The following is a 16669-nucleotide window of genomic DNA, read 5'->3' on the forward strand; positions in this document are numbered from 1 at the left end:
ATGACAGTGATCAAAGCGTATGAACTAGCTAAAGCGATGTACGAGGGATTAGGAGTCGATGTTGAAGCGGCATTGGATAATTTGAAAACGGTACCAATAAGTATCCATTGCTGGCAAGGAGATGATATCGGCGGTTTCGAAGTGCAGCAGAATGAGTTGTCAGGTGGAATTGATGTGACAGGTAATTATCCTGGTAAAGCGACAACCCCGGAAGAACTGCGCGCAGACCTTGAGATGGCATTGCGTCTCATTCCAGGCAAACATCGTATCAACTTGCACGCTATTTACGCAGAGACTGACGGTCAGCATGTGGAGCGTAATGAAATCAAGCCAGAACATTTCCGTAATTGGGTGGAGTGGGCCAAACAGCATGATCTTGGACTTGATTTCAATCCGACTATCTTTTCCCATGGTAAAGCTGCCGATGGATTAACTCTTGCACATCCAGATGAGGAAATACGTCAATTCTGGATCGAGCACTGCATCGCTTCACGACGGATTGGGGAATATTTTGGAAAAGAACTTGGTACAGCGAGCCTGACAAATATTTGGATACCCGATGGCTACAAGGACGTACCAAGTGATCGTCTGACACCGAGAGAACGCCTGAAGCGTTCACTCGATCAAATCTTTGCGGTTGAAATTGATGAAAAATACAATATTGATGCTGTGGAAAGCAAGCTGTTTGGAATCGGTTCTGAGTCTTATGTTGTCGGCTCTCACGAATTTTACATGGGATATGCTTTAACTCGCGGCAAGCACTTGCTGATGGATACTGGGCATTATCATCCAACGGAGATGGTTTCGAACAAGCTCAGCGGCACGCTTCCATTTACAGATAAGATTGCATTGCATGTATCACGGCCGGTTCGCTGGGACAGTGATCATGTGGTGACATTTGATGACGAGCTGAAGGAAATTGCACATGAGCTTGTCCGTAATGACACGCTTGATAAAATCCGCATCGGACTCGATTTCTTTGATGCAAGCATCAATCGTGTTGCTGCTTGGGTAATCGGTACCCGCAATATGCAGAAGGCTCTTCTTTACGCTTTGCTGACACCGCATGCAGAGCTGAAAGAATATCAAGAAAAGGGACAATTCACTGAAAGACTCATGCTGATGGAAGAGATGAAGAGTTATCCATTCGGCGCAGTGTGGGATTTTTTCTGTCAAGAGATGCAAGTTCCGCGCGGTACAGCTTGGCTCCAGCATGTCCAGGAGTATGAAAGAAACGAAATGGCTCATCGGTAACGCGTTAGATTATGCTACACTATAATCAAAACGTGAAAAAGGCAGGAAAAGGGATGTTAGTTGTAGAAAGACAGAGGAAGATTGTAGAACTGGTTAACGAGCGGGCCAGTGTCCGGGTTACCGAACTCAGCTCTCTCTTTCATGTGACGGAGGAAACGATACGCCGTGACCTTGAGAAGCTGGAAAAGGAACAGCTGCTGCATCGCAGCCATGGCGGAGCAGTTCGCATCGAGGAAGGGGCAACTGAGATTGCCCATGAAGCGCGTGAAGTAATGCGAATGCAGGAGAAACAGGCAATTGCCAAGGCAGCAGTTTCAGAAATCCAGGCTGGGGAGCGGATTATTCTGGATGCCAGTACGACAGCATGGTATATGGCGAAGGAATTACCAAACATGCCGCTGACGATCATTACGAACAGCATCAAGGTGGCGCTCGCCTGCAGTACGAAGGATCAAATACGAGTCACTTCGCTCGGCGGACAGCTGCTATCAAAATCTTTATCCTTCGTCGGTCCACTGACGGAGAGGTCATTAACGACTTATTATGTGGATAAAACCTTCCTTTCTTGTAAAAGCGTACATCTCGAACACGGCTTGAGTGATTCGAATGAACAGCAGGCTATTGTAAAGAAACAGATGATCGAGATAGCAGGCCAGACAATTTTGCTCGCTGATTCAAGTAAATTCGGAAAGCGTGCTTTTGCAACGATCACTGATCTTGGGCGTATTTCAAAGGTCTACACAGATACAGGGATCGATTCTGTCACAAAAAGTTATTTTGAAAAACAAAACATGGAGTTCCAAGCTGTGAACTAATCAACCGACCCCGCAAAGCAATGCTTGCGGGGTTGCTAAGGATGATACTATGCAAAAGAAATCACTTGTCCTGCTTATTCTGTTGATTTTTGTAAGCGCTTGCAACAAAAAGGAAATACTTTATGTACAGGAAACGCCGCCATCAGAGTCACAACCAGAGCAAACGGAACAAATCGATATTGCTATTGTGCCGAAAGTGATGGAAATTCCCTATTTTCAAGCAGTACAACAGGGAGTGGAAGAAGCGGCTAAGTCCTCTGGTGCTACTGTTCATTTCAAAGGTCCAACAACAGCAGATCCTGCTCAGCAAGAAGAAATCATTCGTATTTTTATAAAACAAAAAGTCGACGTTCTGGCGGTAAGTGTCATAGACCCAGATCGACTCTCACCTGTACTGATAGAGGCTAGACGGCAAGGTATAACGGTTCTGACATGGGATGCGGATGCTCATCCTGAAGCTAGAGATTATTTTATCAATATGGTAGATGCTGAAATGCTAGGTGAGCATTTGCTTGACAGTCTAGCAACACAAATCGGGGAGGAAGGAGAGTATATTATTCTTTCCGGGTCGCAGTCATCGCTCAATCAAGAAGAATGGCTGCATTGGATTAAGCAGCACAATCGAGCTTATTATCCGAATCTGATACTTCGAGAAGTGGCTTATACAAATGATAGTCCTGTCACAGCTTATCAGGAATCAAAACGAGTGGTGAAAGCTTATCCGGATTTAAAGGGCATTATTGGGATTGCCTCACTCGGTCCGCCAGCCGCAGCGGCAGTTCTGAAGGAAGAGAATGTATCAAATGATATCGTTATAGTCGGTTTGGCATCTCCGCGTGACATGAATGCACATTTAAAGGAAGGAGATGTCCGAGGAATCACCTTATGGAGTCCTAAGAAACTCGGTTACTTGACTGTCATGATAGCAAAACTGATGCAAGATGGTACGGTAATCGAGGATGGTATGTTCATAGAAGATGTTGGGAGGATCCAAGTAAAGGGAGAGCAAATCATTATGGGGGAACCGATTGATTTTACGGCGGAGAATGTGGATCAATATGATTTTTAAAAAGAAATTCCGCAATCTTTCGTTAATGCATAAGCTGCTGCTATCTTATACACTACTTACCATCATACCGGTCGCACTGCTCGGTTTTTTCATTTATACAGCATATACAAAAGCAGCAGAAGAGCAAATCGGGGCGCTGGTACCGCAAATGCTGGAACAGGCAAGTCAGCAAATCGATCGAACTGTACAGGATGTAACGAATATGCCCGAAAGACTGTATCAATCACAGCAGATGATCGAGATATTGAGACAGGATAGCTTTCAGTTACATGCGGAAGCAATGCAGCAGCAATACACGATGGAGCGTTATCTTTCCAGCAGTTTTCTTCATAGTAGTTCTTCTGATTTGCTCGGTGTGTTTGTCTTCTCTAAAAATAGAGTTTTCGCGGCAGCAGCCAAAAATTACAGCGGTTTTTCTAAAGGTGAAGCAGCTGTTTACGGCCAAAGCTTGGAGCTGGAAAAAGGAAGCATGATTCTTCTTCCGCAGGATACAAATCTTGTATTTGAGAATAATGCTGATTATCTGTTAATCGGTGTACCGCTGCAGGATCGTGATAACCAAGAATATCTGGGAACAATGTTTTTGGCGTTGGATATATCATTTGTCGACCGTATTACAGGTACGTTCAAAGAACATAATGCTGCCAGAATTATGCTTTTGGAAAAAGAGTCTGGAAGAATAGCATATGATTCGAAAAAGGAGAAAAGTGATCAAGTTGTTCCGGAAGATCGTTATCCAATCGAAAATGGAAGCTTTCTGCAGGATGGTAAATTGGTTGGTATCACTCCAGCCATACAGCAGGAGTATGCGTTAATTTATGAAATACCTACAGAAAAACTGTTTGCCAAACAGCAGCAAACCCGAACCATCTCAATTGTTCTTTTTCTTCTGTTCATTATATTCAGTGTATGTTTGTACACATTTGTTGCTTATAATGTCTCGCAGCCTATTAAGCGTCTGATAGATAATATGCGCAGCGTCCAAGGCGGGAAGTTCCAGCAAACGCTGCCGGTAACCAAACAGGATGAAGTTGGCAGGCTGACGGAGAGCTATAATCACATGATTGTTGAAATACGCGATTTGATCCAAAAGAATTATATGATTAGACTCAAGCAGCAGGAAGCCGAGTTATATGCACTCCAAACCCAGATCAATCCACATTTTATCTTCAATACACTGGAAACGATTAATTATGCGGTAGAAGCAGGGGAACAGGAGGAAGTTATCAATATTATCACGACACTTGGCAGAATGCTGCGGTATTCCTTGGATAATGGCGTCAAATTTGTCTCCCTTAAAGAGGAAATCAGACATGTCGAGGATTTTCTATCAATCCAGCAGTTCCGTTTCTATGACCGGCTTACTTGGAAAACTGCTTATCCTGAAATCTCCACTGATGTGCAGGTTCCAAAATTCATACTCCAACCGATTGTCGAAAACAGCATTAAATACGGCTTGGAAACCAAGACTAGCATTCATATCGATATCAAGATTCATCAAACACCTGATATGCTCATACTGACTATAAAAGATGATGGACCAGGTTTTGACCCGACAGTTAAAACGGAGCTGGAAGAAGAGCTTAGTCTGGAACCAGGCATAACTTCAAAATCTGCGCATTATGGATTAAGCAATGTTGCCAATCGAATCAAAATGCTGTACGGAAATAACTATGGTGTTTCATTGGAGAACAATCAAAAGGGTGCAACTGTAAGGCTTTACTTGCCATTTCGTCATGTTTCGGAAAGGGGAAGTCTGGATGCGGAATTTACAAATCATGATCGTAGAGGATGAATATCGAATTCGTATGGGACTAGAGCGTTTTATCAGCAATCAGCCACAATGCGCGGTTATTGGTACGTTTGCTAATGGGCAAGAGGCATTAGATGAATGGAGGCTTGGTAAGAAAGCAGAAGTTGTTCTGACAGATATCAAGATGCCGATTATGGATGGATTAACGCTCATTACAGAGTTAAAAGAGGCTGGCTACACTGGAGAATTTCTTGTTTTGAGCGGTTTCGATGATTTTCAGTATGTGCAGCAAGCATTACGGAATCAAGTTACCGATTATCTTTTGAAGCCAATCGATAGGCAGCAGCTGCAGGATCGGCTCCAGCAACTGTGTGAAAAGAAACAAGAAATAGAAAATGTGCGAGAACGGGAGAGTCAGAAACAAGAGCAGCTTCAGTTGCTGCGTGCTCTTTCGAGTGAAAACAGCCTGGCTGATACACAATGGAGAGAAATATTCCCATCAGGAACGTATTACACATGCCGTTTACAGCTTCAAAACTTCCATCAGCAAAAAGCTAAACGAGATCCTGTTCGTTTTCACCAGGAGCTTAGTGCAGTTGTCCGGATATTTAATGCAGAGCTGTCAAATCAATGGTCAGATTCATCCTTTTGGTGGTGGTGGGATCAAGAACAAAGCTTTGGTCTGCTTGTACATACTGAGGAAGAAAATCCATCCATATTTATCGATCATATTGCTGGAACTCTGTCTCACCGTACTTTCTTCAAGCTAACAGCTTCTCTTGGTCAAATACTGCACGAATTGGAATTGCTGCCTGCGGCAATGGAAGCGGAGCAGATGGAGATAAAGCTCCAGCCTGCTTCTGCAGAAAGTCAATATACGGAAGTCATCAATGCTGACACCCAGGATATCCTGCATACATTGCGGTTTTCTTTCAAGCAGTTTGTATTCGATAATGTGGATGCTGCTTTATATAAATTAAAAGACGAGCTTGCAGCAGAGCAGCTGGATTCGGTAATAGCACTTGTTCAAAGTACAGGTATCGAAATGCTGTATGATGTCAGCAAACGATTGCCCGTCAATGATGTTAACCGGATGCTCCAGAAGTTAGGGAGATACACGAGTCAAACCATACCAGCTTTTGAATTGCTTCAAGGATTTGAAAATTGGACCAAAGATCTGGCAGATATGTGCATCAGATTGGATCAACATTCAGATCGAACAGCGGTGGAGCGGGCGAAAGCCTTCATACATCATCATGTACAGGAAGCGATAACGATTGAACAAGTAGCAGCACATGTCTATATGAACCCGACGTATTTCTGTGCTTATTTCAAAAAGCATACAAGAGAAACCGTACTGCAATATGTTACCAAACAGAGGTTAGAGCTTGCCAAGCGCAAGCTGGAGGATACAGATGATAAAGTAACGATAATCTCTGATTCAGTCGGATACCATGATCACAAATATTTCAGTAAGCTGTTCAAGAAACATACAGGATTTGCTCCATCAGAATATCGGCGTTTGCGCCGATAAGGATAATAACAGAAGAATAACCTCCTATTCCGAAAGACGTCCCCTTCTCGAAGCGGGACTTTTTTCATACTCTTTATGTAAGCGCATTCAGTAGTAAAGGAGGGCAAAAGATGACAAACGAATTTGTACTCGAAATGAAAGGGATATCAAAAGCCTTTCCTGGTGTAAAGGCTCTGAACGATATGCAGTTCCAGCTGAAGAAGGGGGAAATCCACGCTTTGATGGGTGAAAATGGTGCGGGGAAGTCCACTTTCATCAAGATCATAACAGGCGTCCATCAACCAACAGAAGGCGAGATGCTTCTGGTGGGAGAAAAAGTGTCTTTCCAAAATCCTAAACAAGCTCAACAGCATGGAATTGCGGCTATTTATCAGCACGTGACCAGTTATCCCGACTTGTCTGTCACTGAAAATATCTTCATGAATCATGAAATTAGGCACCAAGTATGGAAGACACTGAATTGGCGGGAGATGCATAAACAGGCTCGGCAGCTGCTGCGTGAATTGGGCAGCAGTTTAGATCCTAAAGCTCAAATGAATACGCTGAGCGTGGCGCAGCAGCAAATCGTCGAAATCGCTAAGGCTATAAGTACGAAAGCAAAAATCATCATCATGGATGAACCGACCGCTGCACTGACTGCAAGAGAAAGTGAAGAGCTGTATCGAATTACCGAAAAGCTGCGGGATGAAGGAACTTCCATCATTTTTATTTCTCACCGTTTCGAGGACATGTACAGACTCGCCAGCCGTGTTACGGTACTGCGCGATAGCAACTACATCGGCACTTGGGATGTGGAAGACATATCAAATGAGAAATTGATTGTTGCGATGGTCGGAAGGGAAATTAATCAGATTTTCCCTGATAAAAAGACGAGCGCAGGAGAGACAGTTCTGGAAGTGAAAAACTTGTGTAAGCTAGGTGAATTCGAGGATATCAGTTTTTCAATCAAAAGCGGCGAAATACTCGGTATGACAGGATTGGTTGGTGCTGGACGAACAGAGGTATGCCAAGCGATATTCGGCATAACAGCCTTTGACAAGGGAGAAATACTGCTGAGCGGCAGGTCGATTCGCAATAAAAATCCACAGGCAGCTATGAATAATGGTATCGGATATTTGGCGGAAGATCGATTGGATCAAGGTTTGCTGGTTGATTGGAGTATCGAAAAAAACATAACCTTAGCAAACTTATCCGATCTATCATCCTTTACTTGGATACACCGTGATAAGGAAAAGCGGCAGGCCAAAGAATTCGGTGAAAAAGTGCATATCAAAGCAACGAGCATCTTTGATTCGGTCAATTCACTTTCCGGTGGAAACCAGCAAAAAGTAGCCGTTGCGAAACTGCTGACAAAGGAACTTAAAGTGATTTTGCTGGATGAACCGACGAAAGGTGTCGATATCGGAGCAAAGGCGGCTATATATGAAATAGTCCAGCAACTGGCAGAAGCTGGTTATGCAGTTCTTTTCGTCTCTTCTGAAATGCCCGAGATCCTAGGTATGAGCGATCGAATCTTAGTATTGAAAGAGGGCAGGATTGCAGCCGACTTCGTTAACAGGGGCATCACCCAAGAGATGATTTTGGAAGCAGCAATGGGCGAAGAGCAAGTACAAGAGAAAAGCGGATAAAGAAGGAGGCGACAAAATGGAAATCAAAACAGAAAATCGAGATCTGGAGAAGAAAAATCCGCTGGCACTGTTTTATCAATTCCGAGAGCTTGGGCTGTTTTTCTTCATCGTTATTTTATGTATCGGGGTACAATTGCGAAATCCTTCTTTTTTAACTGGAGAAAACATCCTTGACATGGCAACCAATACATCGATTCTTGTCATCCTTGCGTTGGGGATGATGATTGTTCTGATTACAAGGGGAATCGATTTGTCGATCGGGGCTGTTATTGCGCTTTCCGGTATGCTGACAGCGCAGCTTGTGGCAGCCAACCCGACAGTCAATCCGTTTCTATGCTTGCTTATTGGTACCATAATCGGAGCTTTGTGCGGGATGGTCATCGGCCTGCTGGTTGCTAAAGTCGGCTTGCTGCCAATCATAGCTACACTAGCTTTGATGAACATTTTCCGTGGTCTTACGTTTTTAGTGAGTGATGGAGAGTGGGTTAGTTCGTATCAAATGTCAGAAAGCTTCGTGGAAATTGCAACCGGAACTTTTCTGGGCCTGAATCATCTAATCTGGATTGCGGTTATTTTCTGCCTCGTATTCTTTTATTTTCTTAATTACACACGTACAGGACGGCAGATCTATGCAGTCGGAAGTAATCCGCAATCAGCAGCTGTGAGCGGTATTAAACAGGGGCGAATCTTGTTCCTTGTGTATACCATCATGGGAGGATTATCCGGTCTGTGCGGTGTCTTGTGGGTATCTAAGTTTGCATCGGCTCAAGGAGATACAGCCTCGGGTTACGAACTTACAGTCATTGCAGCCTGTATATTGGGCGGGGTTAGCATCGCTGGTGGTTCTGGAAAGCTAGCAGGCGTTCTGCTCGGAGCAATATTGCTTGGGATTTTGAACAATGCACTGCCGCTTTTGAATGTATCGCCATTCTGGCAAAACGGTATCCAAGGCTTTATCATTCTGCTTGCCGTTATCGTCAATGCCATCGTGAAACGCCGTGTCGAACGAACTCATCTGCTTAGGAGGGCTAGCTGATGGAACAAAAAAAGCAAACATATCAACCTCGTACTCTAGAAACGAACTTGCCGTTCTCCTGGAAGCGTCTCTTCTTCCAATGGGAATGGATGCTCTTACTCATATTGATCGCCGTGCTCCTGCTCGGAAGCTATGTGTCACCTTATTTCCTGAATTATCCGAGTTTGCGGGACGGAACGATGGTCTTTCTGGATAAAGCATTGATTGTCTTTCCGATGGCGATGATTATGATCATGCGCGATATCGATATTTCTGTAGGTTCAACAGTTGCGTTATCGTCTGTTGTCATGGCCACGCTTTATACAAGTGCAGGTCTGCCGATGGAAGTGGCCATCATTGCTTGTCTAGCAACAGGCGCTATATGCGGTCTGATCAATGGACTCTTGATTGTGAAGTTCAAAGAGCTTTCGGCCGTTATTGTTACACTTGGAACCATGATTCTTTACCGGGGAATTGCTTATATCATTCTGGAAGATCAGGCAGCAGGAGGTTTTCCTGAATGGTTCGGATTCTTTGGATGGGGATATGTTTTCGGAATACCGTTTCTGCTGATTGTATTCGCAGCGTTGGCTCTGCTATTCGGCATCGTGCTGCACAAGACGACTTTCGGGAGAAAAGTATTTGCCATTGGAAACAATCCGACAGCCAGTCGTTTTTCAGGTATCAAGGTAGATAAAGTCAAAGTGATCGTCTTCATGCTGGCAGGATTGTTAGCTGCTGTGACGGCAATTTTCCTTACATCAAGGATGGGCAGTACTCGCCCGAACATTGCTACCATGTATGAACTTGACATCATTGCGATGGCAGCGCTTGGCGGTGTCAGCACAGCGGGCGGAAAAGGACGGGTGTTAGGTGTTGTCATAGCTGTTTTCATCATCGGCTATTTGCAATATGGACTCGGGCTTATCAATCTTCCAAGTCAAATATTTTTAATTATTGTAGGAGCATTGCTAATCCTGTCAGTTGCCATTCCAAAGCTTGGCGGCATGATGAAAAGAAAGTGAGTATTCCAGCGCTTGCTGATACTAATAGATAATAAGGGGAGACCGAGATGAAAAAGTGGAGCAAATGGATTGCTATGATGCTGTTAGTATTTATGCTGGCTGCCTGCAGCCAAGGGGCACCGGAATCTAGTGGTACATCTGGTGGAGAGTCAAATGACGGACCAAAGAAATATGCTTTCGTATTTAAAAATACAGGAAATCCGTATGGTGAGAAAATGCTGGACGGTTTTGAGAGTACGATCAAGGAATTAGGCGGAGAAGTCATTCTGCGCTCACCAGATCAGCCAACTGCCGAAGGACAGATCCAGATAATCGAACAGCTGATCACGCAAAAAGTAGATGTTATTGCAGTAGCTGGAAACGATCCGGATGCATTGGAGCCGGCATTGAAGAAAGCAAAAGATCAAGGAATCAAAGTTTTATCAGTTGATTCAGCAGTGAATGCTGCCAGTCGTGATATTCACGTGAACCAAGCTAACCCAGAACGCATCGGCCGGGTACAGATCGAAGCTGTTTCTGAAATGATCGGCGGCGAAGGCCAGATTGCAGTTCTGAGTGCAACAAGCCAGGCTACAAACCAGAATACATGGATCGAATGGATGAAGAAGGAACTTGAAAAAGAAGATTATAAAGATATTGAACTTGTAAAAGTGGCTTACGGAGACGATTTACGTGATAAGAGTGTATCAGAAACGGAAGCATTGCTTAAATCTTACCCTGACTTGAAGGCAATCATTGCACCTACGACTGTTGGTATTGCCGCAGCAGGTAAAGTGCTCACAGACAAAGGCTTAGAAGGCCAAATAGCTTTGACTGGCCTAGGCTTACCAAGTGAGATGGCAACTTATATTAAGAGCGGTGTTAGCCCTTGGATGTACTTGTGGAACCCGATTGATGTCGGTAAAGGAGCTGCTTATGCTGCTTATGAATTGGGTGAAGGCAACATCACTGGCGAACTAGGAGAGAAAGTAGACTTGCGTGATCTTGGTGAAGTGGAAGTGGTCGAGGACGGAGAAGGTACGCAGATTATGCTCGGAGATCCGTTCAAATTCGATGAAACCAATATCGATGAATGGAAAGATGTATATTGATGGAACGCCGTCCGGGGATTTTTTAATCCCTGGTTTTTTAATAGCAATTCTTAGAATAAATGACAAGATTGGCGGTGCTATGTTCTCATCACATATCTATGAACCTTAAAAAGGACATAGAAGGAAGTTTATCGAACATATGAAAGAGCCGACTATCGATTAACACCGTCTCGAAGGCTTTGTAATAAGTATTCTGCAATAGAGGAGGAAATATAATTGGGATATGAACTAAAGACAAAGGAAACAGACAATAGTGTGCTAGATTTTATTGAAGCTGTGGAAAATCCTAAAAAACGAGAAGATGCATATAAGCTTCTTGATATTTTTACAGAGACAACGGGACATGAAGCCAAAATATGGGGAACGAGCATCATTGGCTTTGGTTCTTATCACTATCGATATGCAACCGGACACGAAGGAGACGCACCGCTTGTCGGGTTTTCGCCGAGAAAAGCCAATATCAGTCTCTATCTGGCACCAGGTGAAACAAATAGAGAAGAGCGCTTGGAGAAACTGGGTAAGCATAAGACCGGGAAGGCATGTGTGTATATTAATAAAACAGCTGATATTGATGAAAACGTCTTGAAACAATTAATAACAGACTCAGTCGCCTTTCTAAGAGAAATGTATCCAGAATAATCATAATGAGTGAAGACGGGAAAAAGATGCAGCCAGCTCAAAGGACTGGCGATGCAATTTGAAAGCGGTATCATTAATCTGAAGATCAACTAGACGGAGGATAGTATTTAACGTCATTTAGGAGGAGAGTATATGAAGAAAACGAAAATTGGCTTATATTCTGTAGGGTTGGAGGCTTATTGGGATCAGTTTCATTCCTTGAAGGAACGTTTGTTAGGATATAACCAGCATGTAAGATACCAGATTGAGCAATGGGCAGATGTATGCAATTTTGGTCTGGTAGACTCTGAGCAAGCTGGAAGGACGGCTGGAGAATACTTTCAAAAGGAGCAGGTAGATCTTATTTTCTGTCATGCAGCAACTTATTGTACGAGTGCGTCCATTCTGCCGATTCATCGAATGTGTTCGGTTCCAGTCATTTTCCTCAATCTCCAGCCGACTCGCCAAATCAATTATGCAGAAACGTCTACTGAGGAATGGCTCGCACATTGTGGCGCTTGTCCAGTACCTGAGTTTGCAAATGCATGTCATCGAGCAAACATCCCATATCATGTTGTGAATGGTTTGCTTGGACTCAGGGAAACTCCATCTGTTTCTATAGCAAATGAAGTGACAGCGGAGGAACCGGAGGCAATTGCCGCTTGGGAGCAGATCAAAGAATGGACCGTTGCCGCGTCTGTGAGGAACAGTCTCCAATATAGTAATTTTGGTTTTCTCGGAAACACATACAGCGGCATGCTGGATATGTACAGTGATTTTACTATGTTACAGTCACAGCTGGGCATCCATGTAGATGTATTAGAAATTGGGGACTTAAAAGAACAATTAGCGCAAGTGTCGGAAGAAGAAGTGGAGATAAAACGGGCCGAAATAGAGAATGTGTTTACAATCAGTGACGATTCGCACAGTGACCCAATTGCTAAGAAACCGACAGAAAAACAAATGAATTGGGCAGCAAAAGTGGCTGCAGCGGAGGAACAGCTCGCTAATCAAAGGAATTTGGCTGCTTTAACTTATTATTATCATGGTGCGCCAGGCAGTGAGGAAGAAGCATTGCAGGCAGGTATGATTGTCGGCAACAGTCTGCTGACAGCTAAACATATTCCATGTGCTGGAGAAGGTGACTTAAAAACAAATATTGCAATGAAAGTTTGCGATTTACTCGATGCAGGCGGCAGTTTTGCTGAAATTGTGCTAACGGACTACGTAGAAGGAACGATATTGCTTGGTCATGATGGTCCTTTCCATATAGCTATAGCAAAGGATAAACCTATATTGCGCGGAATGGGACTATATCATGGAAAGCAGGGATCTGGTGTGGCTGTGGAAGCGAAGGTGAAAGCCGGTCCGGTTACAACATTGAATGTCACCCAGACAGTGGAAGGGAGAGTAAAGTTCATTATCAGTGAAGGAAAAGCAATAGATGGTCCAATCATGCAAATTGGAAATACACAGACACATGTCAGCTTCGAAGAGCATCCGGATGCTTATATGAAAAGATGGTTTAAGGAAGCACCGACGCATCATTGTGCACTGGCAGTCGGCCATATTGCTTCTCAACTGGAGAAGATATCCATACTTCTTGATGTAGATTACGTCATTCTATGATTTTTTAACCTTCGGAATTGCTATATTTTAACACAATCGACTACACCAGTTAACCATATTTATATTATGTTAACTAATGTAGTCACTTTTTTCTCAAAATTATGTCTTTCATCTAGCCAGCGGAAGAAACTCTGTGATACTATTTTACCTAAGTAAAGAAAAAGCGTAATGGAGAGAGACACATGAAGGTAGCAAAATTTGGTGGTAGTTCAGTAGCAAGCGCGGAACAGCTCCGCAAAGTAGCGCAAATCGTGAAAGCTGATCAGGAGCGGAAAATCATCGTCGTTTCTGCGCCGGGTAAACGCGACAAAGTGGATACTAAGGTAACGGATTTACTCATTGCTATAGGAGAAGCACATAGCAAAGGGGAAGACGTCAGTACACAGGTAGAAAAAGTTCTGTCACGTTTCCGATCTATTGTTGAAGAACTAGAGCTCGATAATCATTTAATTGAGCAAATAGCGGATCAACTGAAGGGTATCCTGGCCGATTCAATCCCTGCAGTTAATAAGATGGATGCGTTGAAGGCGACAGGGGAAGATTCCCTTGCCAAAGTATTCAGTGCTTATCTAAATAAATTAGGTGTGCAGGCAGCCTATGTGAATCCTCAAGAAGCAGGTTTGCTTGTAAGAGAGGAATTAGGCGGTGCGCGAATATTGGATGAGAGCTTCGAGCTTTTATACAAACTGCGCGACCGTGATGGAGTACTTGTCATTCCGGGCTTCTTTGGCTACACAAAAGAAGGGAAGCTAGCAACATTCCCAAGAGGTGGGTCGGATATTACTGGTTCTATCGTAAGCGCAGGCGTGAAAGCTTCTTTATATGAGAACTTCACTGATGTAGATAGCGTTTACAGTGTAAATCCTAATATTGTCGATAATCCAAAAGAGATCAACACGCTGACATACCGGGAAATGCGAGAGTTGTCTTATGCAGGCTTCTCTGTCTTTCATGATGAAGCACTTATTCCGGCCTTCCAAGCAAAAATACCAGTATGTGTGAAAAATACAAACAATCCTTCTGCACCTGGTACAATGATCGTTGCCGAAAGGGAAGTATCCGGTAATCCAGTCATCGGAATCGCCAGTGATACAGGCTTCTTGAGTATCTATATCAGCAAGTACTTAATGAACCGTGAGCTAGGGTTCGGACGGAAACTGCTGCAAATACTTGAAGAAGAGAATATATCCTTCGAGCATGCACCATCCGGAATCGACGATATGAGCGTAATTCTCCGTGAAAGCCAGCTGCCGCCTGACAAAGAAGCAATTGTCGTACGCAGACTAAAAGAAGAACTGCAAGCGGATCAAGTATCGATTGACCGTGAGTTGGCCATGATCATGATTGTTGGTGAAGGAATGATCGAGACAATTGGTGTATCCAGCACAGCTACAAAAGCATTTACTGATGCAAATGTGAACATCGAAATGATCAACCAAGGATCCTCAGAAGTATCGTTGATGTTCGGTGTCAAAGCACGTCAAATCAATGAAGCAGTGCAATCTTTGTATACAGCATTTTTCCAGAAATAAAGCATCCGGGCAGCGTCTTTTCCGACGTTGTCCGGATTTTTAACTTTAAATCTATAGAACTGCTGTCTCCTAGACTCCTTTTTCTGCTTTCAGGTACCCTTATAGCAATAGTGTAAACGCGCTTTCAATCTTTTGTAAGGGGTTTCTATTACTTCTTTGCACGTCAATTCCTCTAAATCTCCAAGAATGATCGTTCCAGTCTGCTAAAACTTAGCTCGATAATCTGATTGTACATATAACCAGTAGAGCTGTAGTCAGTTCTGCGATATTGCCCCTTACACCGACGCTTCTATCTGCAGAAAAAAGAAGGTATTTTCTATTATTCAGAGGACTGATACTTGAAAATGTTTCGATTTATTGTGCATTGGTAATCCTGTAAGAGAATACGAACTTTATGCTGTTTGATGCAATGAAGGACATGGAGCTACAGGTTAAAACTGATAACTTGGATAGCGTTATTGATGCAAGGTGATTTTTTAAATAGGCGAGTGTATCAAATGAAACCTTGTTTCCTGTTTTATAAATGAAATTCTTTGCAGAACCAACTACGAAATAATGCACACATATATAGTTGGAGTTATCCTCTGTAGTAAGGTTGTGTTCAATCATCTGAGAGTCCTCAACTTCTGCCTATTTGAATATGAATTTCCTCAGAGAACTCTATGAGCGTGAAGGGAAGATAAGAGGTATAGTTAAGAACGATATTAGATGAAACAGTCACTCCTTGCATGTCAAAAATCTTATTATTGCTAATTTCTGCAGACTAGTTTACGCTATATATGTGCAAAACTTTGCAGGATGTGATTATATTGAAACAATTACTTATTGTTGGAGCAGGGGAAGAAGCAGTTGAATTTATTAAATTGTTCCAACGGAAAAAAGGCTTTCGGATAGTCGGAATGCTAGTCAAACAGCCTAGTGCAATCGTGAAATATCAAGCTGAACGATTAGATATTCCTCTCTGGAAAGACGTGACGGCGGAATCGCTTGATCACGTCGACTTTGTGCTGGAAACTTCAGAAAGATTAACAGACTACCTTGAACCGACTTCCTGCAAAGCGGAAATCATATCCGGACAAAGCGCACATCTGATGCTAGCATTCGCATCTCAAGAAGAGACAGAGAAAACTTCTACATATAATAACCAGCAGTTTCGCAGTAAAACGCTGGAGTACTTGCATGAGGGGGTCCTGTGCGTCAATCGCCAGGACGAGATTATATATATAAACGAAGCAGCCGAAAAACTGCTTGGCAGCAAGAAACACCAACTGATAGGACAGCCGATTACGTATGTTCTGCCTGACTCGAGGCTGCCTGAGACTATTCGAAAAAGAGAGCGTTACGTGGATGAACAGCTAAGACTTCCTTCCGGTATTGAGATTGTCTATACCTGTGCTCCGATGGAAAATGACCAAGAGGAAGTAACTGGTGCTTTTAGTGTAATGAAGAAAACAATTGATATCGTTGCTTTGGCAGAAAAACTTACAGATGCCAGAGAAGTGAAGTCAATGTTGGAAGCGATTATTGATTCCTCGCAGGAGGCAATCAGTGTAGTAGACGAGAATGGTATTGGTCTGATTGTCAATCCTGCTTATACACGGCTAACCGGATACACTTCTGAGCAGATAGTCGGGAAACCGGCGGTGACGGATATCATGGAAGGGGAGAGCTTGCATATGCAGGTTCTTCGGACGCGCAGACCAGCC

Annotated in this window: 13 protein-coding genes; all 13 read left to right on the forward strand. The window is 43.4% G+C overall.

Annotated features, from left to right (window positions below; genetic code table 11):
* On the forward strand, positions 1 to 1254 hold the full coding sequence (rhaA, locus tag AE2B122_RS02315) for an L-rhamnose isomerase (protein ID WP_175072981.1): 1254 nt from the start codon (positions 1 to 3) through the stop codon (positions 1252 to 1254).
* 53 nt (positions 1255 to 1307) lie between these two features.
* Complete coding sequence (locus AE2B122_RS02320) at positions 1308 to 2069, forward strand: DeoR/GlpR family DNA-binding transcription regulator (RefSeq protein ID WP_175072982.1); 762 nt, start codon at positions 1308 to 1310, stop codon at positions 2067 to 2069.
* Positions 2070 to 2118: 49 nt separating this feature from the next.
* Positions 2119 to 3138 (forward strand): autoinducer 2 ABC transporter substrate-binding protein, encoded by a 1020-nt coding sequence (locus AE2B122_RS02325; RefSeq protein WP_175072983.1) that lies wholly within the window; start codon positions 2119 to 2121, stop codon positions 3136 to 3138.
* Positions 3128 to 4933 carry a sensor histidine kinase gene (locus AE2B122_RS02330; protein ID WP_217468064.1) on the forward strand — a complete coding sequence of 602 codons (1806 nt, stop codon included), beginning with the start codon at positions 3128 to 3130 and terminating at the stop codon, positions 4931 to 4933. The genes AE2B122_RS02325 and AE2B122_RS02330 overlap by 11 nt, the downstream gene beginning before the upstream one ends.
* The gene (locus AE2B122_RS02335; RefSeq protein ID WP_175072985.1) at positions 4899 to 6425 is read left to right on the forward strand and encodes a response regulator; all 1527 of its coding nucleotides are present in this window, start codon (positions 4899 to 4901) and stop codon (positions 6423 to 6425) included. Before AE2B122_RS02330 ends, AE2B122_RS02335 begins: the two co-directional genes overlap by 35 nt.
* Before the next feature lie 110 nt (positions 6426 to 6535).
* Positions 6536 to 8053 carry a sugar ABC transporter ATP-binding protein gene (locus tag AE2B122_RS02340; RefSeq protein ID WP_095217997.1) on the forward strand — a complete coding sequence of 506 codons (1518 nt, stop codon included), beginning with the start codon at positions 6536 to 6538 and terminating at the stop codon, positions 8051 to 8053.
* A 16-nt stretch (positions 8054 to 8069) separates the two neighbouring features.
* Positions 8070 to 9089 (forward strand): ABC transporter permease, encoded by a 1020-nt coding sequence (locus AE2B122_RS02345; protein WP_175072986.1) that lies wholly within the window; start codon positions 8070 to 8072, stop codon positions 9087 to 9089.
* Complete coding sequence (locus tag AE2B122_RS02350; RefSeq protein WP_095217995.1) at positions 9089 to 10093, forward strand: ABC transporter permease; 1005 nt, start codon at positions 9089 to 9091, stop codon at positions 10091 to 10093. The genes AE2B122_RS02345 and AE2B122_RS02350 overlap by 1 nt, the downstream gene beginning before the upstream one ends.
* A gap of 47 nt (positions 10094 to 10140) precedes the next feature.
* Positions 10141 to 11184: a rhamnose ABC transporter substrate-binding protein gene (rhaS, locus tag AE2B122_RS02355; protein WP_095217994.1), complete on the forward strand. Its 1044-nt coding sequence runs from the start codon at positions 10141 to 10143 to the stop codon at positions 11182 to 11184.
* A gap of 216 nt (positions 11185 to 11400) precedes the next feature.
* Positions 11401 to 11823 (forward strand): DUF1801 domain-containing protein, encoded by a 423-nt coding sequence (locus tag AE2B122_RS02360; protein ID WP_175072987.1) that lies wholly within the window; start codon positions 11401 to 11403, stop codon positions 11821 to 11823.
* 132 nt (positions 11824 to 11955) lie between these two features.
* Positions 11956 to 13431, forward strand: coding sequence for an L-fucose/L-arabinose isomerase family protein (locus AE2B122_RS02365; RefSeq protein WP_175072988.1), 1476 nt, complete (start codon positions 11956 to 11958; stop codon positions 13429 to 13431).
* A 182-nt stretch (positions 13432 to 13613) separates the two neighbouring features.
* Positions 13614 to 14963, forward strand: a complete 1350-nt coding sequence (locus AE2B122_RS02370; RefSeq protein WP_175072989.1) for an aspartate kinase — start codon at positions 13614 to 13616, stop codon at positions 14961 to 14963.
* 809 nt (positions 14964 to 15772) lie between these two features.
* The coding region (locus AE2B122_RS18995; protein ID WP_217468065.1) for a PAS domain-containing protein at positions 15773 to 16669 on the forward strand (897 nt) is incomplete at its 3' end.

It is taken from the genome of Terribacillus sp. AE2B 122 (genome assembly GCF_902497585.1).
Classification (GTDB): Bacteria; Bacillota; Bacilli; order Bacillales; family Amphibacillaceae; genus Terribacillus; species Terribacillus saccharophilus_A.

Bases quoted from the DNA above. Each gene is read 5' to 3' on its own strand.
- rhaA (WP_175072981.1), top strand. From the start codon at position 1: ATGACAGTGATCAAAGCGTATGAACTAGCTAAAGCGATGTACGAGGGA.
- AE2B122_RS02320 (WP_175072982.1), top strand. From the start codon at position 1,308: ATGTTAGTTGTAGAAAGACAGAGGAAGATTGTAGAACTGGTTAACGAG.
- AE2B122_RS02325 (WP_175072983.1), top strand. From the start codon at position 2,119: ATGCAAAAGAAATCACTTGTCCTGCTTATTCTGTTGATTTTTGTAAGC.
- AE2B122_RS02330 (WP_217468064.1), top strand. From the start codon at position 3,128: ATGATTTTTAAAAAGAAATTCCGCAATCTTTCGTTAATGCATAAGCTG.
- AE2B122_RS02335 (WP_175072985.1), top strand. From the start codon at position 4,899: ATGCGGAATTTACAAATCATGATCGTAGAGGATGAATATCGAATTCGT.
- AE2B122_RS02340 (WP_095217997.1), top strand. From the start codon at position 6,536: ATGACAAACGAATTTGTACTCGAAATGAAAGGGATATCAAAAGCCTTT.
- AE2B122_RS02345 (WP_175072986.1), top strand. From the start codon at position 8,070: ATGGAAATCAAAACAGAAAATCGAGATCTGGAGAAGAAAAATCCGCTG.
- AE2B122_RS02350 (WP_095217995.1), top strand. From the start codon at position 9,089: ATGGAACAAAAAAAGCAAACATATCAACCTCGTACTCTAGAAACGAAC.
- rhaS (WP_095217994.1), top strand. From the start codon at position 10,141: ATGAAAAAGTGGAGCAAATGGATTGCTATGATGCTGTTAGTATTTATG.
- AE2B122_RS02365 (WP_175072988.1), top strand. From the start codon at position 11,956: ATGAAGAAAACGAAAATTGGCTTATATTCTGTAGGGTTGGAGGCTTAT.
- AE2B122_RS02370 (WP_175072989.1), top strand. From the start codon at position 13,614: ATGAAGGTAGCAAAATTTGGTGGTAGTTCAGTAGCAAGCGCGGAACAG.